Here is a 26,535-nt window from a genome sequence, read left to right as displayed (position 1 = left end):
CGTCGAACGAGAGCCGCCCAGCCCAGATATGACAGCGCTCAGACCGCACCACACTCCCGCCCCCGTCGTCGTCGATCTGTCGGTCGCCGCCCTGCGCGCCCGGCTGCACGATGCGCTCGCGGTGTACGTCGCGGCGATGGACTACCCCCGCGGCACCGAACACCACCGCGCACCGATGTGGTCCGAGCACACCACCCGGCCGGGCTGGCAGGCGGTCGGCGCCGTGATCCCCGACGACACCGGGCGATTCGATCTCCGCACCGCGCCCCTGGTGGCGATCGCCTACGGCTACCGCGGCGCGCCACACCAGTGGTGGCATCAACAGGTACACAACGGCATGCGCCGCTCCGGATGGCCCGAGCAGGCGGCGCAGGACCTGCTCTCGGACTACTTCGAACTCACCGAACTGCACGTCCATCCCAGCGCGCAGGGCCGCCGGATCGGCGAGACGCTGCTGGTCCGGTTGCTGCGCAACCGGCCGGAGCAGGCGACCCTGCTGTCCACCCCGGAGGTCGACCACGAGGACAACCGCGCCTGGCGGCTGTACCGGCGGCAGGGATTCACCGACGTGATCCGGCATTTCGTGTTCTCCGGGGATACCCGGCGGTTCGCGGTACTCGGCCGGGGGCTGCCGCTGGACCCGGCGTGACCGGACCACCCCGTCGGCGCGACGCGGTCGTGGTCGTCGGGTCCGGGCACAACGCGCTGGTCGCCGCCTGCTATCTGGCCCGGGCCGGACATGCCGTGCAGGTGCTCGAGCGCGACGAGGTGCTCGGCGGCGCGGTCTCCACGGTGCCGCGGTTCCCGGGGCATCTGGTCGACCGCGGCTCCTCGGCGCACATCATGATCCGGCACACCGGCATCATCGAGGAGCTCGGGCTCGATCGGTTCGGGCTGCGCTACCTCGACTGCGACCCTTGGGGTTTCGCACCGGCACCGCCCATCCGTGAACCATCGGCGCGGGGCGAGCGGGCGCCGATCGTGTTCCACCGGGACGTCGACCGGACGTGCGCATCGATCGAGGCCGCCTGCGGCGCCCGCGACGCCGACGCCTATCGGCGTTTCGTCCGGGTCTGGGGGCCGCGCGCCCGGCGGGTGATGCGGTCGTTCTCCGGGCCGCCGGGTCCGGGGCGGTTCGTCCGGGCGTTCTGGGGGCTGGACACCCGGGGCGGCGGCAGCGCGCTGTCGCGGGAATTCCTGCAGTCCGGGGACGCGCTGCTGGACAGCTGGTTCGACGACGAGCGGCTGAAGGCGGCGCTGGCGTGGTTCGGCGCGCAGTCCGGGCCGCCGATGTCGGAACCCGGCACCGCGCCGATGGTGGGTTTCGCGGCACTGCTGCATACGCTGCCGCCCGGGCGCGCGGTCGGCGGCAGCGGCGCCCTGACCGACGCGCTGGTGGCCCGGCTGCGCGCGGACGGCGGCACGGTGACGGCCGGCGACGCGGTCACCGCACTGCGCCGGGCCGGCGACGGCTGGCAGGTGCGCACCGAATCGGGCCGGAACCTGTCCGCGCGCACCGTGATCGCGGGCACGCACATCCTGACCACGCTGGAGCTGTTGCGGCACGGCGGATTCGACCGGGACGTGCTCGCGGGCTGGCGGCGGCGCATCCGGGTCGGCCCCGGCATCGGCATGGTGGTGCGCGCGGCGACCGACGCGCTGCCGTCCTATCCGGGCGCCACGGCCGGCGAATCCGCCCGCGGCCTGCAACTGCTGGCCACCGATCGGCGGCAGCTGCGGCGCGCGCACGCCGCCGCGCTGGCCGGCGACCTGCCGCCGCGGCCGGTCGTGCTGGCGATGAGCTTCAGCGCGCTCGACCCCTCGCTCGCGCCGCCCGGACAGCATCAGCTGTCGCTGTGGGCGCAGTGGCACCCGTACCGGCTCGCCGACGGCAGCGACTGGAGCGCGCACGCGGAGCGGGCGGGTGACGACATCATCGCCGAGGTCGACTCGTACGCACCGGGTTTCGCCGCCACCGTGCGGGACCGCTTCGTGCAGACCCCGGCCGATCTGGAACGCGAACTGGGCCTGCTCGGCGGCAACGTGATGCACGTGGAGATGTCGCTGGACCAGATGTTCTTCTGGCGGCCGCTGCCGGAACTGGCCGGACAGCGGGTGCCGGGCGCGCCGGGCCTGTATCTGACCGGGGCGTCGACTCATCCGGGCGGCGGCGTATCGGGAGCGAGCGGGCGCAGCGCCGCCCACGCGGTGCTGCGCGACCTGCGCCGCGCCCGGCTGCCGTTCCTCGGCCGGTGAACGCCGCGCACCGGCTGCCCGCGGCCGCGGCGGCCGCGCTCGTTCTCACCCAGATCGGATATCCGCTGACCGCCGGCGCCGCCCGCGACCGGGTGACCGTGGCGGTCGTATTGCTCTCGGCGGCAACGGCCTTCGCGCATGCGTGGTGCACCCGCGGCCTCGGCGTGGCGGCCGGATTCGTGCTGATCGTGTCGGGTCTCGGCCTGGCCGCCGAAATCACCGGCACCGCACACGGATTCCCGTTCGGCTGCTACGGCTACGCGACCGGGCGGCTCGGTCCGGCGGTGGCCGGTGTGCCGCTGGTGGTCGCGCTGGCCTGGACCGGCGGGCTGTATCCGGTGTGGGTGGTGGCCGGGCGGCTGTGTTCCCGGGCCCGCCCGCACCTCACCCGCGCCGGCACGCGCGTGCTGCTCACCGCCGTCGGCGCGGTCGGCTGGGACCTGTTCCTGGATCCGCAGATGGTCGCCGACGGACAGTGGAGCTGGTGCTCGGCCGCGCCCGGACTGCCCGGCCTACCGCAGATTCCGTACACCAACTACCTCGGCTGGTTCGCGGTCGCCACCGTGATGGCGATCCTGCTCGGCGTGCTGGACCGCGAAGCCGCCCGGACCGCAGGTGGTGGGTGGCCCCTCGGCATGCCTCCTGCCGGACGGCCCGCTGGTGGGCCGACGGGCGACGGACGGGCGAGCGACCAACGGCCGGGCGACGGCGTCCCGATCGCGGTGTTCCTGTGGACGTGGCTGGGATCCGCGCTGGCGCACGCCGCCTTCCTCGGCCTGCCCGCGTCGGCCTGCTACGGCTTCCTCGGACTCGGCGTGCTCGGAATCCCGCTGCTGGAGAGCATGTTCCGGGCTCCCGCCCGCGCGCCGGACCGATCCCGCCGAGATCGGCCGCCCGGCCGGGGGCCGGGCACGGCGTGACCGGTCCGGACGACTGTCGGATAACGGGCAGGTCACGCCGCCGGTGCGGGCGTCCCGGCCCGTCGCGTACCGAGAGACCCCGCGTGTCATGGCACGATGTGTGCCGTGCAGCCGAGTCCGACAACACCGCAGCCCGCCGGCACGGACGTGCCCAAGCCCCGCCGGCGCCGCCGGCGCGCCTGGTCCCTCGTGGTTCTCGCGGCGTTGCTGATGCCGATGCTGGCGGGCTGCCTGCGGGTTCAGGTGTCGATGGGCGTGTCGTCGAACGACCGGGTGTCGGGGCGCATCGTCGCCGCCGCCGTACCGGCCAACGCCAACGACAAGGGCCCGCAACTCACCGTGCCCGAATCGCTGGCCGGCAAGGTCCGGGTGGAGCCGTACACCCAGGACGGATACTCCGGGAGCGAGGTGTATTTCGACGATCTCAACTTCGGTGAGGTGCAGCAGCTGAGCCAGCTGTCCGACGAGACGCAGGGCATGTTCAACCTGCAGTTCACCCGCACCGGCGACCTGGTCACCCTGAACGGCCGGGCGGACCTGCGCAACGTCCCGCCGCAGGGCACGGACGTGCAGTTCAGCGTGGCCTTCCCGGCCCGGGTCGCGACCACCAACGGCACCCGCGAGGGCGACTCGGTGGTGTCCTGGAAGCTGCCCACCGGCGACGTGAGCACCGTGCACGCCGAGGTGAAATACGCCGATCCCAACACTCGCTCGTTCGCCGGGTGGGCCGGCATCGTCGGCGGGATCACCCTCGCCGTCGCCGCCATCGTCGCGGTGCTGGCCTACCTCAGCCGCAACCCCACCCCGCCGTGGTCGCCGCGCTCGTAGACGATCTCGCCGGCGCGGGGACCGTCATCGCGGGGAAAGTCGTCGCAGGCACGGTCGTCACAGGCACGATCGTCGCCGGTGCGAGCGCGGCGATGGCGGCGGTCAACCGGCTGACGGTACGGCAGCTGAACGCGGCGCATACCACCGTGATCGAGCCGGTGACCGTCTGCGTGCCGGCGCGGGACGAGGCCGCCGAGGTACCCGCGCTGATCGCGGATCTGCGGGCCCAGCGCGGGGTTTCGCGGCTGCGTGTGCTGATCCTCGACGACGGGTCGACGGACGGCACCTACGCGGCCGCGGCGATCGCGGCCGGCGGCGACGAACGGTTCACCGTGATCGCCGCCGATACCGGGCTCGCCCCGGGCTGGACCGGCAAGTCCGCGGCCTGTGCCCGGCTGGCCGAGATCGCCGCGGCGACCGCCGATTCCGGCGCCGTCCGGGCCGGGGCGCTGGTCTTCCTCGATGCCGACGTGCGGCTGCGCCCGGACGCGATCGCCGCGGCGGTCGGCGAATTGCGCAGGACCGGAGCCGGTTTGGTCTCGGCCTGGCCCCGGCAGCGGGCCGGATCCGTCGCCGAGGTCCTGGTACAGCCGCTGCTGTGCTGGTCGTGGGCGGCGACCCTGCCGGTCCGGATGGCCGACCGCGGCCTGCGCCCCTCGACCGCGGTGGCGTGCGGGCAGTTCCTGGTGTTCGACGCCGCGACCTATCACGCCGTGGGCGGACATGCCGCCGTCGCCTCGGACGTCACCGAGGATCTGGCGCTGGCCCGGGCGTTGCGCCGGGCCGGACGGCACACCCGGCTGGCGGCCGCGGGCCGCGTCGCGAGCACCCGGATGTACCGGGGCGCAACCGATCTCGATACCGGGTACACCCGGTGGCTGTGGTCGGCCTACGGGTCGGCCGCCGGCAGCGCGGCCGTCGGCGTGGTCGCGACCCTCAGCTTCTGGACGCCCCCGCTGGCCGCGCTCTGCGCACGCGGCAGCACTCGCCGGATCGGCGGGATCGGCTACCTCTGCGCGGTCGCCTCCCGCCTGCTGGCCCGGTCGCTGGAATCCGGCGGCGGCCCGCGCCCCGCGGATGTCGTTGCGGCCCTGGCACATCCCGTCTCGATCGCCGCCTACCTGCGGCTGTCGGTGCGTTCCCATCGGCTGCGCCGGGCGGGCTCGTTACGCTGGAAGGGCCGCCCGCTGCCCGATCTCGCGGTGTAGATTCCCTGCGGCACAGGGCAATCCACTCCTCGCGCGGCACAGCGCACAGCACCCTCACGGCACCGGGACGACACCCACCGTCGGCAGGAAGAAGCAGGTCTGGTCGCCGTTGCGCACCGAACCGAAGACCGCGGCCAGCACGGTGCCGGAGCCGGTGTCCACCGGAACGGCCCGGACGCCGCCGACCGGTAGCGCGGCGGCGAAGAAATCCTGCACGGCCTTCTCGGCGAGCGGACGGACCTCGGCCGGGACATTCGGCGGCACCATCGCGCGCGCCACCTGCGACAGCGGGTTCATCGCGGCGAAACCCCCGCGCCCGGTGCCGGTGTTCAGCCACGCCACCTGCATGCCCGAGGTGTCGGCGCCGTCGGCGCCCAGCCCGTACGGCACGAAGGCGAACACGGTCTGCCCGGACCGGACGGCCGAGGCGTCCAGGCCGGGAGTCGGCACGGCCGGTTTCGGCCACGGACCCGGCAGCGCCCCGGCCAGCGCCGGCACCATCCCGACGGTGGTGCCGGTGTGGCAGAACGCCGACGCCGTCGGGTACAGGAACGGCTGCACGCCGAGCCGCCGCAACCCCTCCACCGCGGACTGATAGGCGCCCAGCAAATCGCTGGAGCCCGCGGTCTCCACCCGGCCGGCGGCCGCGATCGCCGCGCCCGGATCGGGCGGCGCCGATGTCGCGGTCACGGAACCGGCGCAGGTCAGCGCGACAGACGCGCCCACCGCACCGGCGATACGGACCAGACTGCGCACCACGGCCATCGGAGTTCTCCTCGTCGTCACGGTCGGGACGTGACGGTACTCCGGCGGCCGGGCATATCCCCGGTTATCGGCCGCGAAACGCCGGGGCCGGCGGCGGATCGCCGATCAGGCGCTCACCGGCGCGGGCGTCATGGTGTAGCCCAGGTTGGTCAGCACCTCGGTGGTGGCCTTGGCGAAGTTGAGCGTGATGAAGTGCAGGCAGGGCGCGCCCTCGTCGATCAACCGCTGACCGATCTCGGTGGCGATCTCGATGCCGACGGCGCGCACGGCGTTGCGGTTGGCCTCCGGGTCGTTGCCGGCGGCCCGCTCGAGCCGCTCCATCAGCCGCGGCGGCAGCGGCCGGCCGGACAGTTCCTCGGCCCGGCGCACGGTGCGCAGCGAGGTGACCGGCATCAACTCCGGGATGATCGGTTTGGCGCCCTCGGTCGGATCGCAGGCCACCACCCGATCCCGCAGGCGCAGATAGTGTTCCACGTCGAAGAACATCTGGGTGATCGAATACTCCGCGCCCGCACGCAGTTTCGCGCACAGGTAGGCGGTGTCCTGGTCGAGGTCCGGGGAACGGTGATGACCCTGCGGGAACGAGGCCACGCCCACGTGGAAGTCGCCGAGCCCGCGCACCATGCGCACCAGTTCCTCGGCGTACTCCAGCCCCTCGGGATGCTGCTGCCATTCGCCCAGCGGATCGCCGGGCGGATCACCGCGCAGCGCCAGCAGATTGCGGATGCCGGCGTCGGCGTAGGTGCCCACGATCGAGCGCAGTTCGGCGACGCTCTGCTCGACGGCGGTGAGATGCGCCACCGTCAGCAGCGTGGTCTCCTGCGCGAGTTGCCCGGTCACGCGGGCGGTTCGGTCGCGGGTGGACCCGCCCGCACCGTAGGTCATCGAGACGAATGCCGGATGCATCCGCTCGAACTCGCGCACCGCCCGCCACAAACGCGCCTCGGCCGCCTCATCGCGTGGCGGATTGAACTCGACCGAGAACGGAATGCTCCCGTCGGAGCGCCGCATCAGCTGCTCCACGACGGACGGAGTTCCGGAAATTTCTGGCGTGCGGGACGGTCGGCCTGGGGTCGAACGTCCCCGTACGTTGTCGAAACTCACCGGTCCAGTGTAAGTGGCGAAGGCCCGCCGGTTCGCCGCCCGTGCGATTGCCGGGGCGAATCCGGAGGTCGGTAAGGTTTTCCGCGGGGCGCGCGGTCGCGTCCCGAACAATATGCCGCCGCGCGCACGTTCGGCCGGCCGACGTGTCGAATCACCCTGGAGGTTCCGATGTCCACCGGACCGGGCGCCCCTACCCGTTCGACCCCGATCGGCCCCGCGCCCTTGGTCGCCGCCGTCGAGGGCGCCCTGACCGAGTTCTTCGCCGCGCGCCGGGAGCTGGTCGGCGAGCTGGGCCCGGTGGTCGTCGACGCGGCCGTGGAACTCGAGCACTTCGTGCTGCGCGGGGGCAAGCGCACCCGCCCGTCGTTCGCCTGGACCGGCTGGCTCGGCGCGGGCGGCGACGCCTCCGGGCCGCAGGCGACCGCGGTGCTGAACGCCTGCGCCGCTCTGGAACTGGTGCAGGCGTGCGCGCTGATCCACGACGACATCATCGACTCCTCGCGCACCCGGCGCGGATTCCCCACCGTGCACGTGGATTTCGAGCAGCGCCACCGAGAGCTCGAATGGCACGGCGACCCGGCGCATTTCGGGATCAGCGCGGCGGTGCTGATCGGCGATCTCGCCCTGGCCTGGGCGGACGACATGGTCGCGGCCGCCGAGCTGGACCCGGCCGCCCGCGCCCGGATGGCCCCGGTGTGGGCGGCGATGCGCACCGAGGTCATGGGCGGGCAGCTGCTCGACGTGCACGGTGAGGTCGGCGCCGACGATTCGGTGGAGGCGGCGCTGCGCATCAACCGGTTCAAGACCGCCGCGTACACGGTCGAGCGGCCGCTGCACCTGGGCGCGGCGCTGGCCGACGCCGACGCCGAACTGGTCACGGCCTACCGGGAATTCGGCACCGACATCGGCATCGCCTTCCAGCTGCGCGACGATCTGCTGGGGGTCTTCGGCGACCCGGCCGTCACCGGCAAGCCCTCGGGCGACGACCTGCGCGAGGGTAAGCGCACCGTGCTGGTGGCCGAGGCGCTGCGCCGCGCCGATCCGGCGGCCACGACGCTGCTGCGCACCTCCCTGGGCACCGACCTGACCGCGGCCGAGGTGAGCCACCTGCGCGAGCTGATCACCGAACTCGGCGCGGTCGACGAGGTGGAGCGCCGCATCGCCGAACTCACCGACCGCGGCCTCGCCGCCCTCGACTCCAGTGCGGCCACCGCGGCGGCCAAGCAACGGCTGCGCGCGATGGCACTGGCCGCCACCCGGCGGGTCGCATGACGTTCCGCGCGCGGATGCCCTCGGCCGCCGGAGCGCCGTCGTGAAAACCGTTGCGGGACCGACCGATCGGGTCGTCGTCGTGGGCGCCGGACTGTCGGGGCTGTCGGCGGCACTGCATCTGACCGGCGCGGGACGGTCCGTCACGCTGCTGGAGCGGGCCGATCATCCCGGCGGGCGGGTCGGCGTCCTGCGCGGAACGGATTACGAGATCGATTCCGGCGCCACCGTTCTCACCGTCCCCGGACTGATCGACGAGGCCATGGCGGCGGCCGGGACCAGCACCGCGGCCCAGGGCCTGCGGATCCACCGGCTCTCCCCCGCCTATCGCGCCCGGTTCGCCGACGGCTCCGTGATCGACGTCCACGACGACCCGGAGGTCATGGCCGCCGAGGTCGCTCGCGCCTGCGGCCCCGCCGAGGCGCACCGCTACCGGCGGCTGCGGGCCTGGCTCGCGGACATCTACGGCGCCGCCTACGACCAGTTCATGGACACCAACTTCGATTCGCCGCTGGATATGATCCGGATTCCGGAGAAGCGGGCGGCGCTGTTCGAGCTGACCCGCCTGGGCGCGTTCGGGGGTCTCGGCCCGCGGGTCGCGCGCATCCTGGACGACCCGAGGCTGATGCGGCTGTTCACCTTCCAGGCGCTCTACGCGGGCATGGCCCCGTCGCGAGCGCGGGCCGTCTACGGCGCCATACCGCATATGGACACCGGGCTCGGCGTCTTCTTCCCCGAGGGCGGGATGCGCGCGATCCCGGCCGCGATGGCCGCCGCGTTCACCGCCGCCGGCGGGCGGATCGAACTGAACACCGAGGTGACCGGCGTCGACTACGCCGACGGCCGGGCCCGCCGGGTGTGCACCGCCGACGGCCGCGACTTCGCCTGCGACGCACTGGTACTCACCGCCGACCTCGGGTCGCTGGACCGGTTCGGTCTGCGCCGCCGGCGTCCGCTGCGCGCCGCGCCGTCGGCCGTGGTCGCGCACGGCACCATTCCGGCCGGCGTGGCGGCGGCCTGGCCCGTGCGCGCGCACCACACCCTCGACTTCGGCGCCGCCTGGGACGGCACGTTCACCGAGATCGCCGCCGCCCGGCCCGGCCGCGGCCGGACGATGCGCGACCCGTCGCTGCTGCTGACCCGTCCGGCGCTGGGCGACCCGGGGCTGTTCATCGATCGCCGCACCGGCCGGCACGAGCCGCTGTCGCTGCTGGCGCCCTGCCCGAATCTCGACGCGGCACCGCTGGATTGGGATCGGCTCGGGACCGCCTACCTGCGGGAACTGCTGATCGTCCTGGAGCGGCGCGGCTATCGCGGCATCGCCGACCACTTCACCGTCGATCACCTGGACACGCCGCGGACCTGGCGGGATCAGGGCATGATCGCGGGCACGCCGTTCTCCGCCGCCCACCTGTTCCGCCAGACCGGCCCCTTCCGCACCCGCAACCTGCCCCGCGCCGCGGAGAACGTGGTGCTGGCCGGATGCGGCACCACGCCCGGCGTCGGGGTGCCGACCACCCTGCTGTCGGGAAAGCTCGCGGCGCGGCGCATCACCGGAACGCCCGTCGCGACCGCGACACCGGCGGCCGTCCGCCGGCCGCGGCAGGACGCGTGACCGGGCGGCACGGGCACTGTCCGATACGTCCGAGGTGATACCCGCCGACCGACGCGCTAGTGTTCTCGGCAACCAACTACACTGGCGGCGACCTATCGACCGCACCGACCTTCCCCGGGGGGAACCGACGACCTATGCCGACCCCCGAGATCCCTACCGCCACCGCCACAGCCACCGTGATCGCCGAGGCGCCTCGTACCGACGCCCCGGTCGTGCCACGCACGCCGCGCTGGTGGGTCCACACCTCCGCCGACTTCCTGCGCAGCCCCGAGGGCCACGCCGCGCTGCTCGGTTTCTGGGGCTCGCTGATGATCACCGTCGGCGGCCTGGGCGCCGGCGCGGTGCGGCGCAGCGATCCGCTGCTGGAGGCGGCGCACCTGTCCTGGCTGCGGTTCGGGCACGGGTACACGCTGGCCACCATCGGCGTGTGGCTGGGTGTGCTGGCGATGATCGTGGCGTGGGTGCGGCTGGGGCGCATCACGATCGGGACGGGGGAACACGGCAGTTCCGGCGGGAGCGCCTGGCCCGGAGGCGGCAGCTCGCGTAACCACGCAGGGCCCGCGGACGCCGCATCGGACACAGTGACTCTCAACGAGTTGCGCGCGATCGTCGGCATCTGGATCTTCCCGCTGCTGTTCGCCGTCCCGATGTTCAGCGCGGACGTCTACTCCTACCTGGCGCAGGGCGCGCTGCTGCGGGACGGCTACGACCCGTACACCGTCGGACCGGTGGTACGCCCGGGTGTGCTGCTGGACAACGTGAGTCCGGTCTGGACCACCACCACGGCGCCGTACGGCCCGATCTTCCTGCTGCTGGGCAAGTGGATCACGATGGTCTGCGGCGACAACCCGGTGGCGGGAACCTGGGCGATGCGCCTGGTGATGCTGCCGGGCCTGGCGCTGATGATGTGGGCGATCCCCCACCTGACCAAGCATCTGGGCGGTAAGCCGACCGTCGCGCTGTGGCTCGCGGTGCTCAATCCGCTGGTGCTGGTCCACCTGATCGGCGGCGTGCACAACGAGATGCTGATGGTCGGCCTGATGGCCGCCGGCATCGCGCTGGTGCTGGAGCGGCACCACGCCGCCGGCATAGTGCTGGTCGCGATCGGCGTGGCGATCAAGGCGACCGCGGGAGTGGCGCTGCCGTTCCTGGTGTGGATCTGGATGATTCACGAACGGGAGCGACGAACGGCCCAGAACAAGGGGCCGCTCCCGCATCCGATCTGGACCTTCGCCAAGATCGGAGGACTCGGGCTGTCGGTGTTCGCGGTCGTCTTCGCCGCCGCCACCGCCGTCGCCGGGGTCGGCATCGGCTGGCTCACCGCGCTGTCCGGCTCGAAGAAGATCATCAACTGGCTGTCGCTGCCGACCATCATGGCGCACATGGTGACCTGGGTGTCGCCGCTGCGGGTGGAGTCGGTGCTGACCTGGACCCGCGCCCTGTGCGCGGTGGTGCTGGTGGCGATCCTGCTGTGGACGTGGTGGCGGTTCAAGCGCACCGAACGGGAAGCGATACTGGGCATCATGATCGCCTTCGTCGCGATCGTGATCCTGTCCCCCGCCGCCCTGCCCTGGTACTACTCCTGGCCGCTGGCGCTGGCGGCCGGATTCGCGATGTCGACGCCGACGCTGATGGTGCTGGTCGGGCTGTGTACCTGGCTGATGCTGATCTTCCAGCCGGGCGGCGCGATCGGCCTGTACAACTTCTGGCACGTCGCGGCGGCCACCTTCGTCGCGGTGGTGGCGGCGCTGTCGCTGCGCACGGTGGACCCGCTGCGGCTCCGCGCCGACAGCGGCAGAACCAGGCAATGACCGGCGCGACGATCGGATACGACGCCGCATACCGCCACTGCCGAACGATCGCCGCCGCCCACGGGCGCACCTATTTCCTCGCCACCCGGTTGCTCTCCCCCGCCCAGCGACCCGCCGTGCACGCGCTGTACGCGTTCGCCCGCACGGTGGACGACATCGTCGACCACGGCACGAAAGGCAGTGCGCGACAAGAAGTCGGTGCGCGACAAGAAGACAGTGCACGGCCAGAAGACAGTGCACGGCAGCTGGATCGGATCGAGACCCGGCTGCGCGCGCGGCTGGCGCAGCCGGTGCGGGACCGGGCGCCGGCGAGCGGCGCCGGCCTCGTCGGGCGCGAAGTCACCACCGGGCACCCGCACCGCAGCACGCGACCGGCGGGCGCATCGGTCGCCACGATGCTCGACGACCGGCACCCGGGAAGTGGCGCTCCCGACGCGGACCCGCCGGAGTGGGAACCGGTGCTGTCCGCGGTCGCCGACACCATCACCCGGTTCTCCGTTGCGCCCGAACACTTCTGGACGTTCCTCGACGCCATGCGCATGGACGTGCCCGGCACGCCCGCGTTCCGCACCCGCTATGCCACCATGGCCGAGCTGCGCGACTACATGCGCGGATCCGCGGCGGCGATCGGCCTGCAGCTGCTGCCGGTGCTGGGCACGGTCGTCCCGGCCGCCGAGGCCGAACCCGCGGCCGCCGCGCTGGGCGAGGCGTTCCAGCTGACCAATTTCATCCGCGACGTCGGTGAGGATCTCGACCGCGGGCGGATCTATCTGCCGTCGGCCGAGCTGGCCGCCTTCGGGGTCGACGACGACCTGCTGGCACACGGCCGCCGCACCGGCCGCACCGATCCCCGCCTGCGCCGCGCCCTGGCCCACCTGATCGCCACCAACCGCGCGCTGTACCGCCGCGCCGAACCGGGAATCGAGCTGCTGCGGCCGCGGGTGCGCCCGGCCATCCGCACCGCCGCCGTGCTCTACGCCGGCATCCTCGACGAGGTCGAGCGCTCGGACTATGCGATCTTCACCCGGCGCGCGACCGTCCCGCTCGCGCGCCGATTGCGGGTCGCGACCGCCGAATTCGCCACCGGGACACCGCATCCCAGGATGGGAATCGCGAAACGATGACGACCCTCGACGCCGAATGGCCCGCCCTCCGGGAGATCGTCGCCCGCGGCGGCCGGTCCACCGGCCACTTCGCCATCGCCTCGGTGGACGCGGACGGCATCGCCTCGGTGGACGCGGACGGCATGCCGAACATCACCCCGGTGGCATCCGAACGGCTCGGCGTCAGAACGGCTCGGCGGCCGCCCGGCGCAGGACCTCGCGGGCGAGCGGGCCGTGGATGGCGTCGACGGGGCGGCCCGGCAGGGTGGTGTCGTCGGTGTAGATCCACCCGAGGATTTCCTCGTCGGTGTACTTCGCATCGCGCATCACGGTGATCAGGCCCGGCAGCGGCTTCACGACGGCGCCGGTGGAGTCGAAGAAGTCCTTCGGCACCCCGGCGACGCCGGCCCGGCGCACCGCCAGCAACTGGTGGTCGCGCAGCATCTGATGCACCCGGGTCACCGGGAGGCCGAGCTGCTCGGCCACGTCGGGCAGCGGGAGCAGGGTGACCGACTCCGGAACGACATCGTCGCTGCAGGGAAATACACTCACGCGAACAACGGTAGCCCGTCGCATACCGGGTACCGCGTACCCGGTCCCCGTAGTGACCGCACGTCGTGAACCGCCCCGGCGGCCTCCGCCTATACCATCGGGAGAGCCGCCACGGGGGCGGTGTTCGCTTGTCGCGACGAGGCGAGAGGTGAGAACTTTGTGAAAGTCGGAGGACATCAGTTGATCGGCCAGATGCTGGACGGGCGCTACCGCATCGACGCACCGATCGCGCGGGGCGGCATGTCGATGGTCTTCCGGGGCGTGGACACCCGGCTGGACCGGCCGGTGGCGATCAAGGTGATGGATCCGAAGTTCGCCGGCGATCCGCAGTTCCTGAGCCGGTTCGAATTCGAGGCCCGCGCGGTGGCGAAGCTGAAGCACCCGTCCCTGGTCGCGGTGTACGACCAGGGTATCGACGGTGATCACCCGTTCCTGATCATGGAGCTGGTGGAGGGCGGCACCCTGCGCGAACTGCTGCGCGAGCGCGGCCCGATGCCGCCGCACGCGGCGTACGCGGTGGCCGAGCCGGTGCTGCAGGCGGTCGGGGTCGCGCACGCGGCGGGCCTGATCCACCGCGACATCAAGCCGGAGAATGTGCTGATCTCCGACGCCGGCGAGGTGAAGATCGCCGACTTCGGCCTGGTCCGCGCGGCCGCCGGTTCGACCATGACCTCGTCGAGCGTGATTCTGGGCACCGCCCAGTACCTGTCGCCCGAGCAGGTCACCGACGGCGACGCCGACGCCCGCAGCGATGTGTATTCGTTCGGCATCCTGATCTTCGAGATGCTCACCGGGCGCACCCCGTTCACCGGGGACACCTCGCTGTCGATCGCCTACCAGCGGGTGGACAAGGACGTGCCGAGCCCGAGCCGCTTCATCGCGGGGGTGCCGCCGGAGATCGACGAACTGGTCGCGCACGCCACCGCCCGCGAGCCCGCGCATCGCTTCGCCGATGCCACCGATATGGCGCACGAGCTGCGGCAGCTCGCGGCGCGGCTGCGGCTGCCGCCGTACCGGGTGCCGGCGCCGAAGGAGTCGGCCGAACACCTGTCGTCGCACTACCGGATCGGCCCGACGTCGGCGGCCGCCGCGGCCCCGCCGGCCGACCAGACCGTCCGGTTCGCCGCCGAACCGCCCGCCCCGCAGCACACCCGGGTGATGACCGCGCCGCATCCGCAGCCCGAACCGGACGCGTACCGCAACGACCAGTCGGCCCGGCCGGACCCCCCGCCGCCCTACGGCCGGGATCTGTCCGGTCACGGCCGGTCGCGCCGCCGGGCCCTGATCTGGGTGGCCATCGTCGTCGCGCTGGCGCTGCTGCTCGGCATCGGGGGGTGGTGGCTGGGGGTCGGGCGGTACTCCGCGGTGCCGCCGATCGCGGGGATGGACACCGAGCGCGCCTCGGCCGCCCTGCACGACGCCGGCTTCGACACCACGGTCCGCGACCGCGCCTCCGACACCATCCCGGTCGGCGGCGTGGTCGGCACCGACCCCTCGGCCGGTACCCGCGTCGTCAAGGGCTCCACCGTGGCGGTGCTGGTGTCGAACGGTAAGCCGAAGGTGCCGCAGTTCCAGCCGGGCCAGGACCCCGAGCAGGTCCGGCAGGCGATCCGCGACGCCGGCCTCCGCCCGGTCGACGGCGGCGAGAGACCCAACGCCGCACCCAAAGGCACGGTGGCACAGCTCGATCCGGAACCGGGCACGGTGCTGCCGATGGGTGCGGCGGTAGAAGTGGTGCGCAGCAAGGGATCCACGCCGGTACGCATCCCGGACGTGCGCGGAAAGACCGCCGACGAGGCGCGGACGACCTTGGAGAAGGCCGGAATCACCGTGCAGGACACCAGATCCGAGTTCGGTCAGGGCATCGCGTCCGGTCAGGTGACCGGCACCGACCCCGCGGCCGGGCAGAACGTGCTGTCGGGCAGCACGGTCACCCTGCTCGTCTCGAATGCCGTCCGGGTTCCCGATGTGGGCGGCAAGAGCGTCGCGGCGGCGCGGGCCGAACTCGAGGGCCTCGGCCTACGGGTGACACTGAGCAACATCTTCACCGGTAACGACCGCGGCACGGTCCGCGGCCAGACGCCCATCGCCGGGGCCAACGTCGAGCCCGGCAGCTCCGTCACGCTGGTCGTTCTCCCCTTCTGACCGGGGATTTCTCGTCCTGCTGCCGTCCGAGCGCCAGATCCTCCCCCACCGTCGCGCCGCCGAGCACCTCGGCCACGCTGAGCCCGACCCGCGTCGCGACCAGATCCACCGCCTGTTCCAGGACCGCGCTCGCGCTCGTCCCCACGACCTGCGACTGTTCGAGCCGGCCGATACCGCGGGCGATCCGGATCCGGCAGCGCCAGGACCGCGCCGCGCGGTCGGCCTCGGGCCTGTCGATGACCACCGACGCCGGAACGCCGTCGATCACGAGCTCGTGCTGCACCAGGGCGACCCCGTCGCGTCCCATCCATCGGGCGCGGCCACCGCCGAGCCGATCGGCGCCGGCTCGCGAGTCTCCGGTTGCTGTAACCACCTTCATCGGTCCTCCCAGGGCAGATCCACCATCAGCCCATTGCCCTCGGCAACGGACGTGTTGTGAACCTAACCCAACCGGCCGGTATCAGCAACCGTTCAGCTAACTTCAGGAACGTGACACCGGCCGGGACGGACCGATCAGGCCACCGCGAGCAGTGGTGCGCCGGTTTCCGGATCGTTGACCGCGACCACGGCCGAGGTGCTGAACACCTCCACCGGCATACCGCCGACGTTAGGGCTGATATTCGTCGTGACCTGCGCCGACGCGGCGTCCTGGCGGTAGCCCCAGGAGATGTTGAAGATCAGCAACCGGCTGCCGTCGCGCAGCACCACCTCCGACGGCACACCGTCCCGGTCGCGATCGCTCAGCAATCGCAGGATCGTGCAGTCCGCCCGGTCGAGGCGCACGGTGCCCAGTTCGCGGAAGACGACGTTCACCGCGCCCTCACCGCAGCATCTCCGCGACCAGGAAGGCCAGCTCCAGCGACTGCTGAGTGTTCAGGCGCGGGTCGCAGGCCGTCTCGTAGCGATCCTCCAGGTCGAGATCGGAGATGTCCTGCGCGCCGCCGAGGCATTCGGTGACGTCCTCGCCGGTCAGCTCGATGTGCAGGCCGCCCGGGTGGGTTCCCAGCGCGCGATGCACCTCGAAGAACCCCTGCACCTCGTCGACGATGCGGTCGAAGTGGCGGGTCTTGTAGCCGGTGGACGACTCGTGGGTGTTGCCGTGCATCGGATCGCACTGCCAGATCACCTGATGCCCGGTGGCCTGCACCTTCTCGATGATCGGCGGCAGCACGTCGCGCACCTTGGTGTTACCCATGCGCGACACCATGGTCAGCCGGCCGGGCTCGTTGTTGGGATCGAGCCGCTCGACGTACTCCACCGCCTGCTCCGGCGTGGTGGTCGGCCCGATCTTCAGGCCGATCGGGTTGGCCAGCAGCTCGGCGAAGGCGATATGCGCGCCGTCGAGCTGGCGGGTGCGCTCACCGATCCACAGGAAGTGCGCCGACAGGTCGTAGAGCGCCGGGTCGCCGGTCGCGTTCTCGGCCAGCCGCAGCATCGCCCGCTCGTAGTCGAGCACCAGCGCCTCGTGGCTGCAGTAGATCTTGGCCGCCTGCAGGCTCGGATCCTGCACCCGGCAGGCGTTCATGAACCGCAGGCCGCGGTCGATCTCCTCGGCCAGCTGCTCGTAGCGGGCGCCGGCCGGGGACTTGGCCACGAAGTCGCGGTTCCAGTCGTGCACCTTGTGCAGGTCGGCCATCCCGGCGCCGGTCAGCGCACGCACCAGGTTCATCGCCGCGCTGGCATTGGCGTAGGCGCGCACCAGCCGGGACGGATCGTGCTCGCGCATGGCGGCGTCCGCCACGATCGAGTTCACCATGTCGCCGCGGTAGGAGCGTAGGCCCAGCGCGTCGATATCGGCCGAGCGCGGCTTGGCGTACTGCCCCGCGATCCGGCCCACCTTCACCACCGGCAGGCTGGCGCCGTAGGTGAGCACCACGGCCATCTGCAACAACGTGCGGATGTTGCCCCGGATATGCGGTTCGGTGTTGTCGGCAAAGGTCTCCGCGCAGTCACCGCCCTGCATCAGAAATGCCTCGCCGCGCGCGACCTCGGCGAGTCGCTCGCGCAGTTCCTCCACCTCGGCGGGCACGCAGACGGGCGGCACGCTCTCGAGCACGGTGCGCATCTTCGACGCCAGGTCCGGATCCCACGAGGGCTGCTGCACGGCGGGGCGCGCGAGCGCGTCGTCGAGTCGCCGACGTAGCTCGGCAGGCAGCGGAGGCAGTTCCGGCAGGCGGTCGATCGGTACGTCGACGGTCCAGTTCACCAGATCAGAATAGTGACCCCGTGCTGCCCCGTGGTAACCGAGATGTAAGGGGGCATGCGCGAACGCCCGCGACCGGGCCGTACTCTCGAGAAGCCCGCGGGCATCGCCGCGGGCGGACACCGCCGGTGCACCTGCCCGGCCGACCACGAGGAGCGGATCGCGCTGAGGTATTTCTACGACTGCGAATTCGTCGAGGACGGAAAGACGATCGACCTCGTCTCGATCGGCGTGGTCTGTGAGGACGGGCGCGAATATTACGCGGTCTCCACCGAATTCGATCCGGAGCGGGCCGGGCCGTGGGTGCGGCGCAACGTGCTGCCCAAGCTGCCCTCCCCCGCGTCGCCGCGGTGGAAGCCGCGCGCGCAGATCCGGGACGAGCTGCACCGGTTCGTCGTGCCGCGGCAGGGTGTGGAGCCGGAGCTGTGGGCGTGGATCGGGGCCTACGATCACGTGGTGCTGTGCCAGCTGTGGGGCTCGATGGTGGACCTGCCCCACAACATGCCGCGCTTCACCTATGAGCTGCGCCAGCACTGGGAGATGGCGGGGCGGCCGCCACTGCCGCCGGTCCCGCCGGACGCACACGATGCCCTCGCCGACGCCCGGCACAACCTCGCGAAATACGAAGCGATCGAGGCATTCCGCCGCCGCGAGGCGTCGTAACCGCCCCGCCACCCGCAGCCCCGGCGCGCTCTTGACCCGAACGCGACTAGCCGGCCAGCGTCTCCGGGACGCGGTCGGCGTCGGGGCGGCTGCCGGACGGGACGTCCTTCTTCAGGCTGGCGGCGTACACGTCGACGTACTCCTGACCCGACATCCGCATCAGCTCGTACATGATCTCGTCGGTGACGGCGCGCTCGACGAAGCGGTTACCGCCCATCCCCTCGTAGCGGGAGAAGTCGATGGGGGTGCCGAACTTCACGGTCACCCGGCGGGGGCGCCACCGGAACGGACCGGGCGGACACACCTCGTCGGTCCCGATCAGCGACACCGGGATCACCGTGACGCCGGTCTCCAGGGCGAGGCGTGCCACGCCGGTCTTGCCCTTGTACAGCCGGCCGTCGGGCGAGCGGGTGCCCTCGGGGTACAGGCCCACCAGCCGGCCCTGCTCCAGCAACCGGCGCGCGGTGTTGAGCGCGGACTCCGCCGCGTCGGCGCCGCTGCGATCGATCGGGTACTGGCCGGTGCCGGAGAAGAAGAACTTCTGCAGGCGGCCCTTCAGCCCCGGGGAGGTGAAGTACTCGGCCTTGGCGAGGTAGGTGATCCGCCGGGGGCTCATCAACGGGGTGAACAGCCAGTCGGTGAAGGAGAGATGGTTGCCCGCGAGAATGGCTGGGCCGTCTGCCGGGATGTTCTCCACACCTTCGACCCTGGGCCGATTGAGCAGATGCATGAGCGGTCCTACCAGAACGAACTTGAGCAGCCAGTAGAACATCGCGTCCTTTCCCAGGTGATCTGTACGGGACCGGCCTCCTTGCAGGCACCTCCGTCGGTGCCGACTCTACCGCCGCCGACGAGCTGTGACCAAGCCCGCACGAGGGAATTCACACGGCCGGAACCACACTCGTCACCGCCGGGCACCGGCCCTGTTTCACCGCCGGGCCCCGGCCCTGCCGCCGGCGCCGGACGGACGGCCCGCCCCGGTGCCCGAATCGGCCGGCGCCGGCTTCGCGCCGCGCCGCGTCCCGGTGCGGGAGCCCCGGTCGCCGGACGGTTCGAGCGCCGACCGCGCCAGCTCCGCCGCGCCGACCATGCCCGCCGCCTCGCCCAGCTGGGTGGTGCGGATGCGGGCCAGCGGCCGGTGCCGGGCGCCGGTGACGGCGGCCGCGTAGTGCTCGCGGGCGTCGTCGAGGAACAGCGGCGCCGACGAACTCACCCCGCCGGCGATCACGACCAGATCCGGGTCGAAGATGTCACCGACGAACGCCAGGCCCAGGCCCAGCCAGCGGGCGAACTCGGCCATCACCCGCGACGCCACCGGATCGCCGTCCTGCGCGGCGCCCGCCACCCGGCGCCCGGTCAGCGCGCCCGGATCGGAGACCACCTCGCGCGACAGGATGGTCGAGTGGATCGGATCGGTCGCCAGCATCTCGATCGCGGTATCCACCAGAGCCGTTCCGCTGCAATACCGTTCCCAGCACCCGCGCTTGCCGCACGGACAGGCCCGGCCGTCCGGCACCACCTGGAGATGACCCAGTTCCGGTGCGACACCGTAACTTCCGCGATACAGCCGGCCCTCGACCAGCAGCGCCGCCCCGATCCCCGTGCCGATCGCCACCAGCACGCCGTTGTGCGCGCCGGCGGCCGCGCCGAACCGGTACTCCGCCCACATCGCCGCATTGGCGTCGTGCTCGAGGATCACCGGCAGCCCGAGCAACTCGGCGAGCCGCTCCGCCACCGGGCTGTCCTGCCACGGCAGATGCGGGGCGAACCGCACCGACGACCGGGTCTCGTCGACGAATCCGGCCACCGCCAGGCCGACCGCCCCGATGGTGTGCCGCGCCCGCAGTTCGCGTACGGCGCGGGCGAGCCCGTCCTCCAGTGCCCGCTCCGAATGCGGGGTCGGCGCCTGCACGGTGTCGAGCACCTCGCCGGCGCCGTCGACCACGGACGCCCGAATGTTGGTGCCGCCGACATCGATGCCGACGGTCAGCGGCGCCTCCCGCCCGATGCGTGTCGTCATCCCTTGATCTGTACCGGAATGGGGACGTATCCGGACGCACCGGGACGCGATCCGGGTTCGGCGGTGTCGCGCGGCGCCCCGCCGTCCGGATCGGATCCGGGCGGGAACACCGGATCCACCGGCAGCCCGGACAGCGCCTCGCGCAGCACCGTCACGATGGCGGTGCCGTGCTCGGCGACGGCCGTCAGCACGTCGTGATGCTCGCCGCGCAGCAGCGCGACCGCGGCGCAGACCGGGCACCAGCCGCAGCCGCTCCACTCCGCGCGATCCTCGGCGGCGGCCCGGCGCAGCATCGGCTCGACCCGCTCCAGCATCGTCTCCGCGAGCAGCCGCAGTTCCTCGGTCAGTTCGCCCAGCTGGTCCTCGTGCCGGTGGTCACCGGCCGCCCCGTCGCCGCCGGCCTCGCTCATCGCGGCCACACCCCGGGATCGGGGCGGAAGCGCACGACGAGCTGATCGCCCTCGAATTCGGCGCCGTCGACCGTGCATCGCCGCAACACCGGTGCCAGGCGCATCCGGCGCCGCACTCCGTCCGCTCCCACGATCAAATCGTCCTCCACTCGTCCCAGCCGCAGCGTCGCCGGGTCGGCCACGGGCAATCGCATCCGCAGCGTGAACACCGACCGCGGCCCGCTCCCCGACTCCCACCGGACCACCGGCTCGCCGAGCCGGACCTCGCCGGGGTCCGTGCCGCCGGTGGTCACCTCGCCGCCCAGCATAGGGTCTGCCGGTGACGTTGCCCGGCTCCCGCGCGAATCCACCGCATAGGACAGTTCGGTCAGCGGGGTGATGCCGATCGGCTCCGGTCCGCTGTGGTGGGCCACCGACACCGGCACGTCCGCCCGGCGCCGCAGTTCCTCGATCACCTCCAGCTGCTCGGCGCGCCGGTCGAGATACCACCGGACGGCCGGATGGGCCGAATCCGCGGGCGGTGCCGGGGGCAACACCTTGTTGACGATCACCTCGTCCAGCCGCAGACCCAGCAGCGCCGCCGCCGACCGCACCCGCGCCGTCTCGGCCAGCGCCACCCGCTCGGCGCCGGTGATCAGCCGCGCGCCGGTGCGTTCGGGGTCGGCCAGCAGGTCACGGACCCCCGCGACGGCGGTGGCGATGCGTTCGGCCGTCGTCGCCAGCACCGCGCGCCGCAGGTCCCGTCCGGTCGCGCTCAGGGCGCGGGCGTGCGCCGGCCACATCCGGTCCAGATAGCCCAGCAGGGTTTCCGGCGCGGTCACGATGCGCAGCATGTCCGCCGAGGGCGGGCAGTCGACGACGATCACGTCCCAGTCGTCCTCGGCCGCGAAACCGGCGATCTCGGTGAGCATCAGCAGTTCCTGCACGCCCGGCAGCCCGGTCAGCTCGGCCGGATCCAGGGCGGCCAGGTCGATGCCGTGTTCGTGGCCGCCACCGCCGAGCGTGCGCAGCACGTCGCGGAAGCGGTCCTCCAGCAGTTCCAGCGAATCGATCTCGATGACGTCCAGGCCGGGCAGCACCGACGCCACGCCGGTCACGGTGCCCGGATCGTGCGGGAAGCGGAAGCCGAGCGCGTCGCCGAGCGAATGCGCCTGATCCAGCGAGGCGATCAGCACCCGGGCGCCGGATCTGGTGTGCGCCATGGCCGTTGCGCAGGCCAGCGTCGTCTTGCCGACCCCGCCCTTGCCGATGAACAACTCCAAGCGGGTCCGGCCCGCCGCACGATCCGCCGCCACCGGGCCGGTCAGCCTTCGACCCGCTTCTTGAGTTCCTTCAGCGCGGTATCGGTGATGACCTTCTCGGCCTTGCGTTTGAACATGCCGATCATCGGGATCGTCAGGTCCACGGTCAGCTCGTAGACGACCTGGGTGGTGCCGTCCGGCTGGTCGATCAGCTCGTAGGTGCCGTCCTGGGCCTTCTGCAATTCGCCGCTGACCAGCTGCCAGCTCACCGCCTTGCCGTCGGCCCGCCAGAGGTAGGACAGCACGTAGGTGTCCTTGACGACGCCCGCGTCCAGCACGAACCGGGCGGTCCGGGCCCGGCCGTCGGCGAGTTTGTCGAGCACCTCGACCGACCGCGCCGCCGACACCCACTCCGGATACGACTCCAGATCGGCGATGACGGCCATCACCCGATCCGACGGGGCATCGACGATGATCGACCTCTGGGTCCGGTCGGCCATGACTGGCAGCGTTTCCTTTCCGGCTGACGGTGCGGGCGAACGAGTTTCACACGGAGTGCAGCGGGGCGACCCCGGCCGGGCGGCCCGCCTCGAGCCGCGCCTTGATCTCGAACGACATCCTCTTGCCCGCCACCCGCCGCGCCCGGTTGGCCGCCGCCAGATCGCGCGCCGACAGCCGGGACGCGTCGCCCGGTTCGGCGTGCAGGAAGTAGTGCAGGAGCACACCGTCCAGGCACGGCTCCAGCCACACCTCCATGGTGCCGTCCAGCGGCCCGCGGACAGTCCACCGAAATCCCTTGTCGCCACGGTCCTCTCGCACGTCCAGGGTCAGATCGGGCCACCACAGCGGCCAGCGCCCGCGATCGGCCAGCACCTCCGCGACGGCCGCGCCCGGCGCGGCGACGAAGGTCTGATCGGCCACCTGAACAGTGCTCATGCCGGTGAGCCTAACCCACCGGCGGGGGTTCGCTCACCGATGGTTCGATCGCATGCTCGCGTGCAGCAGCGTGCGCAGGCGGGCGCCGAGCGTATCCCAGCGCCACTGTTCCTCGACCCAGGCCCGGCCCGCCGCACCCATCCGGGCCGCGGCGTCCCGATCGGACAGCAGCGTGACGAGGGTGTCGGCGATCTGGCTCTGGCAACGACCGTCGACCACGTGGCCGGTCTTGCCCTCCCGCACGGTTTCCGGTGCGCCACCGGAATTCCCGGCCACCACCGGCACCCCGGTCGCCGAGGCCTCGAGGTAGACGATGCCCAGGCCCTCCACGTCCAGCCCGGCGCCGCGGGTGCGGCACGGCATGGCGAACACGTCGGCGAGGGTGTGGTGCGCGGCCAGTTCCGCGGCCGGCACCCGGCCGGTGAACACCACGTCGTCGGTGAGGCCGAGCGCCTGCACCAGCCCGCGCAGCTTCTCCTCGTAGGGCCCGCCGCCGGCGATCACCAGCGCCGCGCCGTCGACCCGCTCCTTGATCTCCCGCATCGCGAGGATCAGCGTGTCCTGACCCTTGCGCGGGACCAAGCGCGACAGGCACAGGATGGTGGGCCGGTCGCCCAGCCCGTAGCGGGCCCGAAGTTCTTCGCGCGCAGCCGGATCCGGGCGGAACTCCTCGGTGTCGACGCCGGGCGGCAGGTACTCCAGGGCCGCCTGCGGACCGAACGCGGCGGCGAACCGCCGCCGGGTGTACTTGCTGACGTAGGTGATCACGTCGGTGTGATCGCCGATCGACCGCAGCGACTGCCGCGCCGCCGGCAGCATCGACCAGCCCACCTCGTGCCCGTGCGTACTGGCCACGATCCGCCGCGCACCGGCGCGCCGCAGCAGCGGCGACATCAGCGCCAGCGGCGCGGCGGCGCCGAACCACACCGTCTCGCACCGCTCGTCACGCAGCAGCTTGGCCGCCCGCCGCAGCACCAGCGGGGTCGGCAGCATCAGCGTCGTCGGGTGCCGGACCACCTGGAACGGTTGCTCGGCATCGAACCGCAGATGGCTGTCGCCCCGCCAGCGCGGCGCGTACACCACCAGTTCGTCCGGCGGCAGCTGCCGCGCCAGCGCGTGCACATACGCTTGGATGCCACCCGGCCGCGGTGGAAAGTCGTTGGTGACCAGCAGGGTGCGCGCCATGGGGGGAGAGTCTATTGCCGCCCCGCTCAGGCGGTGATGCGGGACCTGATCCAGTCGCGCCAGCGGGTGACGAATTCGGCGTGGTCGACGCCGAGGCAGGCGCGCAGCGCATCGTCGACCGCCTGCCCGTCCTGGGGCCCCGCGGCCAGGCGGCGATACAGCTCCACCAGCTTCGCCGCACCGAACCGGTCCGCGGCGAAGGCGTTCGCGGACCATGCCTGTTCGTAGGCGAGGGCGGCGTCGTTGCCGGCCGTGGGCGTGAACGCGCGGTCGGCGGGCAGGTCGGCGGGCAGGTCGCCGGACCTGGCCCGCGCCGTCAGCAGCGGTGCCTGCCGGTCCAGCGGATCGCGGTCGTCGCGGCGGGCCGAATATTCGGCGAATCCTTCCAGCACCCACTGCGGGGAGCCGTCGACGGTCTGCGCCCGGGCGGCCACATGAGTGAGCTCGTGGCGCAGCGTTTCGCGCAGGCCGTCGGCGCCGAGACGGCGGCCGGCGTCCGGGCCGAACACGATGCGCTGACCGGTCGGCCGGCTGCCGGGCCGGAACGGATCGGCGACCGAGGCCGCCGCCACCTCGGACGACACCATGCCGGTCGTATGGGTCAGCGCCGCGAACTCGGCGGGACCGGACGCGATCGTCACCACCGCCCGCTGCGCCCAGTCGTGCCCCCACAGCTCGGTGACCTCCTCGACGGCGGGACCGATCTCCCGCGCCAGCGTGTCGACATCGCCGCGCTGGCGCGGATGGCCCAGCACCGTCGACAGCCGGCCGTCGTCTCCGGAAACCTGTTGCGTGACAACGGGTCCGTAGGATTCCATCACCCGCCGCAGCTCGCCGAGCTGCGGATCGGGATCGACCGGGGCGGAGGCCCGCGCGGCCGCCGGCATCGGCTGCACCCGCGACAGCGCCGCCTTCGGCAGCAGGATCAGCGCGCCGCCCGCCGCCGTCAGCGCGACCACCGTCGCGACCGTGGCGACGAACTCGAATCGCCGCCGCGCCGTCAGCCAGGCCCGGATCCGCCGCCAGGCGGTCATTCGGCCGGCCCCGGACCGGCTTCTGCTCGCCTGCTGTGTTCGCTGCGCTCGGTCACGCTCACCTCGGTGTGATTACGACATGCCCATCCAGTATCGCCGCGCGGAGTGGAACGGGGTCGAGTCCATCGGAGCCACCGCGACCGGAACGCCGAAGGTCGAGGCGTGCAACATCAGACCGTTCCCCGCGTAGATACCCACGTGCGAGGCGTCGGAATAGAAGAAAACCACATCGCCGGGCTGCAGGTCGCCCCTGCTCACCCGCGTGCCGACATTGGCCTGCGCCTCACTGGTGCGCGGCAGGTTGATGCCGACCTGGTGGAACGCCCATTGCACCAGCCCGGAACAGTCGAACCGATCCGGGCCCGTGGCGCCCCACACGTACGGATCGCCGACCCGGGTGAGCCCCGCGGCCAGCGCACTCGTGCCACTGCCGGGAACCAGGCCGTTCAGCAGCCGGTCCCGGTCGAAGCCGGGCGGGAACAACGTGCCCGACAACGACGCCTTGTCCCCCGCCGACAGCTGCCCCCATGCCCCGATGACCTGCGCGATCGAACCCTGGAGATCGGCGCGCTTGCGCTCCAGACCGGCACGTACCGCATCGGCCTGCTGCGCGGCGGTGCGGGCGGCGTCGGAGGCGGTGCGGGCGGCCGACTCGGCCGCGGCGGCGGCATCGGTGGCGGTCTTGTACTGCGCGACCTGCTGGGCGGTCTGCGCCGTCATCACGTCCAGCGTCGACATCTGGTCCAGCAACTGCTGCGGCGAGTTGCTGACCAGCACCGAGAACAACCGGTTGGTCCGCGCGCCCTGATAGGCGGCGACGGCGGTGCGGTCGATGGCGGGCTGATACTTGCGGACCTCGGCACGGGCGGCGTCCACGGCCGCGGTGGCACCCGACAGCTTGGTGTCGGCATCGCCGGCGGCGGCCTGCTTGACCTCGAGATCGGACTGGGCGGCGAGCGCCTGCTGGTTGAGCTGCTCGGCCTGGTGCGACATGTCGAGCAGCTTCTGCACGGCATCGCTCGCGCTGGTCGGCTGGGCGATCGGGTCGGCGACGGCGCCGCCGCCGGTGCAGGCCCCGAACACGAGGACTCCTACCGCCAGTGACCCGCCCACCAGGCGGCCCGTTCGGTTGCTGCGGTGCTCAGTCACTGCCTGCCGTGCCCCGTTCTCGCTGAAAGTCCGACTGCGTATCCGCGGAGACCTGCTGCGCGGAGATGGAACTCACGAAGGTCTCGATCAGGTTACGGAACGGCGACCACCTGTGTCC

Annotated in this window: 26 protein-coding genes; 11 read left to right on the top strand and 15 right to left on the bottom strand. The window is 72.2% G+C overall.

Annotation, left to right across the window (positions count from 1 at the left end; all coding sequences use genetic code 11):
* Window positions 1–28 precede the first annotated feature (28 nt).
* From D892_RS0124460 to D892_RS0124440, 5 genes are all read left to right on the top strand, one after another.
* Complete coding sequence (locus D892_RS0124460) at window positions 29–649, top strand: N-acetyltransferase (protein ID WP_024803756.1); 621 nt, start codon at window positions 29–31, stop codon at window positions 647–649.
* Complete coding sequence (locus tag D892_RS0124455) at window positions 646–2,256, top strand: NAD(P)/FAD-dependent oxidoreductase (RefSeq protein WP_036567446.1); 1,611 nt, start codon at window positions 646–648, stop codon at window positions 2,254–2,256. Before D892_RS0124460 ends, D892_RS0124455 begins: the two co-directional genes overlap by 4 nt.
* Window positions 2,253–3,176, top strand: a complete 924-nt coding sequence (locus D892_RS0124450) for a carotenoid biosynthesis protein (RefSeq protein WP_024803754.1) — start codon at window positions 2,253–2,255, stop codon at window positions 3,174–3,176. Before D892_RS0124455 ends, D892_RS0124450 begins: the two co-directional genes overlap by 4 nt.
* A gap of 210 nt (window positions 3,177–3,386) precedes the next feature.
* Entirely contained in the window at window positions 3,387–4,004 is a 618-nt protein-coding gene (locus D892_RS0124445; protein WP_232236378.1) for a DUF3153 domain-containing protein, read from the top strand.
* A gap of 92 nt (window positions 4,005–4,096) precedes the next feature.
* Window positions 4,097–5,212: a glycosyltransferase family 2 protein gene (locus D892_RS0124440; protein ID WP_084161691.1), complete on the top strand. Its 1,116-nt coding sequence runs from the start codon at window positions 4,097–4,099 to the stop codon at window positions 5,210–5,212.
* A 54-nt stretch (window positions 5,213–5,266) separates the two neighbouring features.
* On the opposite strand, the gene D892_RS0124435 is transcribed toward D892_RS0124440, so the two are convergent.
* A complete protein-coding gene (locus D892_RS0124435; RefSeq protein ID WP_024803751.1) occupies window positions 5,267–5,977 on the bottom strand; it encodes a hypothetical protein in 711 nt (236 codons plus the stop codon).
* A 105-nt stretch (window positions 5,978–6,082) separates the two neighbouring features.
* Entirely contained in the window at window positions 6,083–7,081 is a 999-nt protein-coding gene (locus D892_RS0124430; RefSeq protein WP_084161209.1) for a methylenetetrahydrofolate reductase, read from the bottom strand.
* Between the two features lie 168 nt (window positions 7,082–7,249).
* Here D892_RS0124430 and D892_RS0124425 point away from each other — a divergent pair, with 168 nt between their 5' ends.
* The 4 genes from D892_RS0124425 to D892_RS45585 all read left to right on the top strand — a co-directional run bounded on the left by D892_RS0124425 (window position 7,250) and on the right by D892_RS45585 (window position 12,900).
* Window positions 7,250–8,353 carry a polyprenyl synthetase family protein gene (locus tag D892_RS0124425; RefSeq protein WP_084161208.1) on the top strand — a complete coding sequence of 368 codons (1,104 nt, stop codon included), beginning with the start codon at window positions 7,250–7,252 and terminating at the stop codon, window positions 8,351–8,353.
* A 40-nt stretch (window positions 8,354–8,393) separates the two neighbouring features.
* On the top strand, window positions 8,394–9,965 hold the full coding sequence (gene crtI, locus D892_RS0124420; RefSeq protein ID WP_024803748.1) for a phytoene desaturase family protein: 1,572 nt from the start codon (window positions 8,394–8,396) through the stop codon (window positions 9,963–9,965).
* 134 nt (window positions 9,966–10,099) lie between these two features.
* Window positions 10,100–11,776 carry an alpha-(1->6)-mannopyranosyltransferase A gene (locus D892_RS0124415; RefSeq protein WP_024803747.1) on the top strand — a complete coding sequence of 559 codons (1,677 nt, stop codon included), beginning with the start codon at window positions 10,100–10,102 and terminating at the stop codon, window positions 11,774–11,776.
* Entirely contained in the window at window positions 11,773–12,900 is a 1,128-nt protein-coding gene (locus D892_RS45585; protein ID WP_024803746.1) for a phytoene/squalene synthase family protein, read from the top strand. Before D892_RS0124415 ends, D892_RS45585 begins: the two co-directional genes overlap by 4 nt.
* A 162-nt stretch (window positions 12,901–13,062) precedes the next feature.
* On the opposite strand, the gene D892_RS0124405 is transcribed toward D892_RS45585, so the two are convergent.
* The gene (locus tag D892_RS0124405; RefSeq protein ID WP_156959667.1) at window positions 13,063–13,455 is read right to left on the bottom strand and encodes an Rv2175c family DNA-binding protein; all 393 of its coding nucleotides are present in this window, start codon (window positions 13,453–13,455) and stop codon (window positions 13,063–13,065) included.
* Between the two features lie 168 nt (window positions 13,456–13,623).
* On the opposite strand from D892_RS0124405, the gene pknB reads away from it, so the two are divergent.
* A complete protein-coding gene (gene pknB, locus D892_RS0124400; RefSeq protein WP_036569748.1) occupies window positions 13,624–15,576 on the top strand; it encodes a Stk1 family PASTA domain-containing Ser/Thr kinase in 1,953 nt (650 codons plus the stop codon).
* Here the strand turns inward: pknB and D892_RS42070 are convergent.
* From D892_RS42070 to D892_RS0124385, 3 genes are all read right to left on the bottom strand, one after another.
* Window positions 15,551–15,955 (bottom strand): hypothetical protein, encoded by a 405-nt coding sequence (locus D892_RS42070; RefSeq protein WP_198036983.1) that lies wholly within the window; start codon window positions 15,953–15,955, stop codon window positions 15,551–15,553. The genes pknB and D892_RS42070 overlap by 26 nt on opposite strands.
* Before the next feature lie 134 nt (window positions 15,956–16,089).
* Window positions 16,090–16,389 carry a hypothetical protein gene (locus D892_RS0124390; RefSeq protein WP_024803742.1) on the bottom strand — a complete coding sequence of 100 codons (300 nt, stop codon included), beginning with the start codon at window positions 16,387–16,389 and terminating at the stop codon, window positions 16,090–16,092.
* A gap of 7 nt (window positions 16,390–16,396) precedes the next feature.
* Window positions 16,397–17,782, bottom strand: coding sequence for a class II 3-deoxy-7-phosphoheptulonate synthase (locus tag D892_RS0124385; protein ID WP_024803741.1), 1,386 nt, complete (start codon window positions 17,780–17,782; stop codon window positions 16,397–16,399).
* A gap of 162 nt (window positions 17,783–17,944) precedes the next feature.
* Between D892_RS0124385 and D892_RS0124380 the strand changes: the two genes are divergently transcribed.
* Complete coding sequence (locus tag D892_RS0124380; protein WP_024803740.1) at window positions 17,945–18,442, top strand: polyadenylate-specific 3'-exoribonuclease AS; 498 nt, start codon at window positions 17,945–17,947, stop codon at window positions 18,440–18,442.
* A gap of 46 nt (window positions 18,443–18,488) precedes the next feature.
* On the opposite strand, the gene D892_RS0124375 is transcribed toward D892_RS0124380, so the two are convergent.
* The 9 genes from D892_RS0124375 to D892_RS0124335 all read right to left on the bottom strand — a co-directional run bounded on the left by D892_RS0124375 (window position 18,489) and on the right by D892_RS0124335 (window position 26,417).
* On the bottom strand, window positions 18,489–19,214 hold the full coding sequence (locus D892_RS0124375) for a 1-acyl-sn-glycerol-3-phosphate acyltransferase (RefSeq protein ID WP_024803739.1): 726 nt from the start codon (window positions 19,212–19,214) through the stop codon (window positions 18,489–18,491).
* 156 nt (window positions 19,215–19,370) lie between these two features.
* Entirely contained in the window at window positions 19,371–20,462 is a 1,092-nt protein-coding gene (locus D892_RS0124370; protein WP_024803738.1) for an ROK family protein, read from the bottom strand.
* Window positions 20,459–20,872: a hypothetical protein gene (locus D892_RS0124365; protein WP_024803737.1), complete on the bottom strand. Its 414-nt coding sequence runs from the start codon at window positions 20,870–20,872 to the stop codon at window positions 20,459–20,461. Before D892_RS0124365 ends, D892_RS0124370 begins: the two co-directional genes overlap by 4 nt.
* On the bottom strand, window positions 20,869–22,167 hold the full coding sequence (locus D892_RS0124360) for an ArsA family ATPase (protein WP_232236157.1): 1,299 nt from the start codon (window positions 22,165–22,167) through the stop codon (window positions 20,869–20,871). Before D892_RS0124360 ends, D892_RS0124365 begins: the two co-directional genes overlap by 4 nt.
* An 8-nt stretch (window positions 22,168–22,175) precedes the next feature.
* On the bottom strand, window positions 22,176–22,613 hold the full coding sequence (locus tag D892_RS0124355) for an SRPBCC family protein (protein ID WP_024803735.1): 438 nt from the start codon (window positions 22,611–22,613) through the stop codon (window positions 22,176–22,178).
* A 46-nt stretch (window positions 22,614–22,659) separates the two neighbouring features.
* Entirely contained in the window at window positions 22,660–23,049 is a 390-nt protein-coding gene (locus D892_RS0124350; protein WP_024803734.1) for a hypothetical protein, read from the bottom strand.
* Between the two features lie 33 nt (window positions 23,050–23,082).
* Window positions 23,083–24,234 carry a glycosyltransferase family 4 protein gene (locus tag D892_RS0124345; protein WP_024803733.1) on the bottom strand — a complete coding sequence of 384 codons (1,152 nt, stop codon included), beginning with the start codon at window positions 24,232–24,234 and terminating at the stop codon, window positions 23,083–23,085.
* Window positions 24,235–24,260: 26 nt separating this feature from the next.
* On the bottom strand, window positions 24,261–25,268 hold the full coding sequence (locus D892_RS0124340; RefSeq protein WP_024803732.1) for a hypothetical protein: 1,008 nt from the start codon (window positions 25,266–25,268) through the stop codon (window positions 24,261–24,263).
* 72 nt (window positions 25,269–25,340) lie between these two features.
* Entirely contained in the window at window positions 25,341–26,417 is a 1,077-nt protein-coding gene (locus D892_RS0124335) for a C40 family peptidase (RefSeq protein ID WP_024803731.1), read from the bottom strand.
* Window positions 26,418–26,535 lie beyond the last annotated feature (118 nt).

The organism is Nocardia sp. BMG51109, assembly GCF_000526215.1.
Lineage (GTDB): Bacteria > Actinomycetota > Actinomycetes > Mycobacteriales > Mycobacteriaceae > Nocardia.
Note: the sequence above shows the minus strand (reverse complement) of the source record. Positions and strands in the feature narration are given on the sequence as shown.

Coding starts and splice junctions, on each gene's coding strand:
- D892_RS0124365 (WP_024803737.1), bottom strand. CDS start 20,872: ATGAGCGAGGCCGGCGGCGACGGGGCGGCCGGTGACCACCGGCACGAG.
- D892_RS0124425 (WP_084161208.1), top strand. CDS start 7,250: ATGTCCACCGGACCGGGCGCCCCTACCCGTTCGACCCCGATCGGCCCC.
- D892_RS0124440 (WP_084161691.1), top strand. CDS start 4,097: ATGGCGGCGGTCAACCGGCTGACGGTACGGCAGCTGAACGCGGCGCAT.
- D892_RS45585 (WP_024803746.1), top strand. CDS start 11,773: ATGACCGGCGCGACGATCGGATACGACGCCGCATACCGCCACTGCCGA.
- D892_RS0124350 (WP_024803734.1), bottom strand. CDS start 23,049: ATGAGCACTGTTCAGGTGGCCGATCAGACCTTCGTCGCCGCGCCGGGC.
- D892_RS0124445 (WP_232236378.1), top strand. CDS start 3,387: ATGCCGATGCTGGCGGGCTGCCTGCGGGTTCAGGTGTCGATGGGCGTG.
- D892_RS42070 (WP_198036983.1), bottom strand. CDS start 15,955: ATGAAGGTGGTTACAGCAACCGGAGACTCGCGAGCCGGCGCCGATCGG.
- pknB (WP_036569748.1), top strand. CDS start 13,624: ATGCTGGACGGGCGCTACCGCATCGACGCACCGATCGCGCGGGGCGGC.
- D892_RS0124460 (WP_024803756.1), top strand. CDS start 29: ATGACAGCGCTCAGACCGCACCACACTCCCGCCCCCGTCGTCGTCGAT.
- D892_RS0124370 (WP_024803738.1), bottom strand. CDS start 20,462: ATGACGACACGCATCGGGCGGGAGGCGCCGCTGACCGTCGGCATCGAT.
- D892_RS0124355 (WP_024803735.1), bottom strand. CDS start 22,613: ATGGCCGACCGGACCCAGAGGTCGATCATCGTCGATGCCCCGTCGGAT.
- D892_RS0124405 (WP_156959667.1), bottom strand. CDS start 13,455: ATGCGACGGGCTACCGTTGTTCGCGTGAGTGTATTTCCCTGCAGCGAC.
- D892_RS0124340 (WP_024803732.1), bottom strand. CDS start 25,268: ATGACCGCCTGGCGGCGGATCCGGGCCTGGCTGACGGCGCGGCGGCGA.
- D892_RS0124375 (WP_024803739.1), bottom strand. CDS start 19,214: ATGTTCTACTGGCTGCTCAAGTTCGTTCTGGTAGGACCGCTCATGCAT.
- D892_RS0124415 (WP_024803747.1), top strand. CDS start 10,100: ATGCCGACCCCCGAGATCCCTACCGCCACCGCCACAGCCACCGTGATC.
- D892_RS0124435 (WP_024803751.1), bottom strand. CDS start 5,977: ATGGCCGTGGTGCGCAGTCTGGTCCGTATCGCCGGTGCGGTGGGCGCG.
- D892_RS0124345 (WP_024803733.1), bottom strand. CDS start 24,234: ATGGCGCGCACCCTGCTGGTCACCAACGACTTTCCACCGCGGCCGGGT.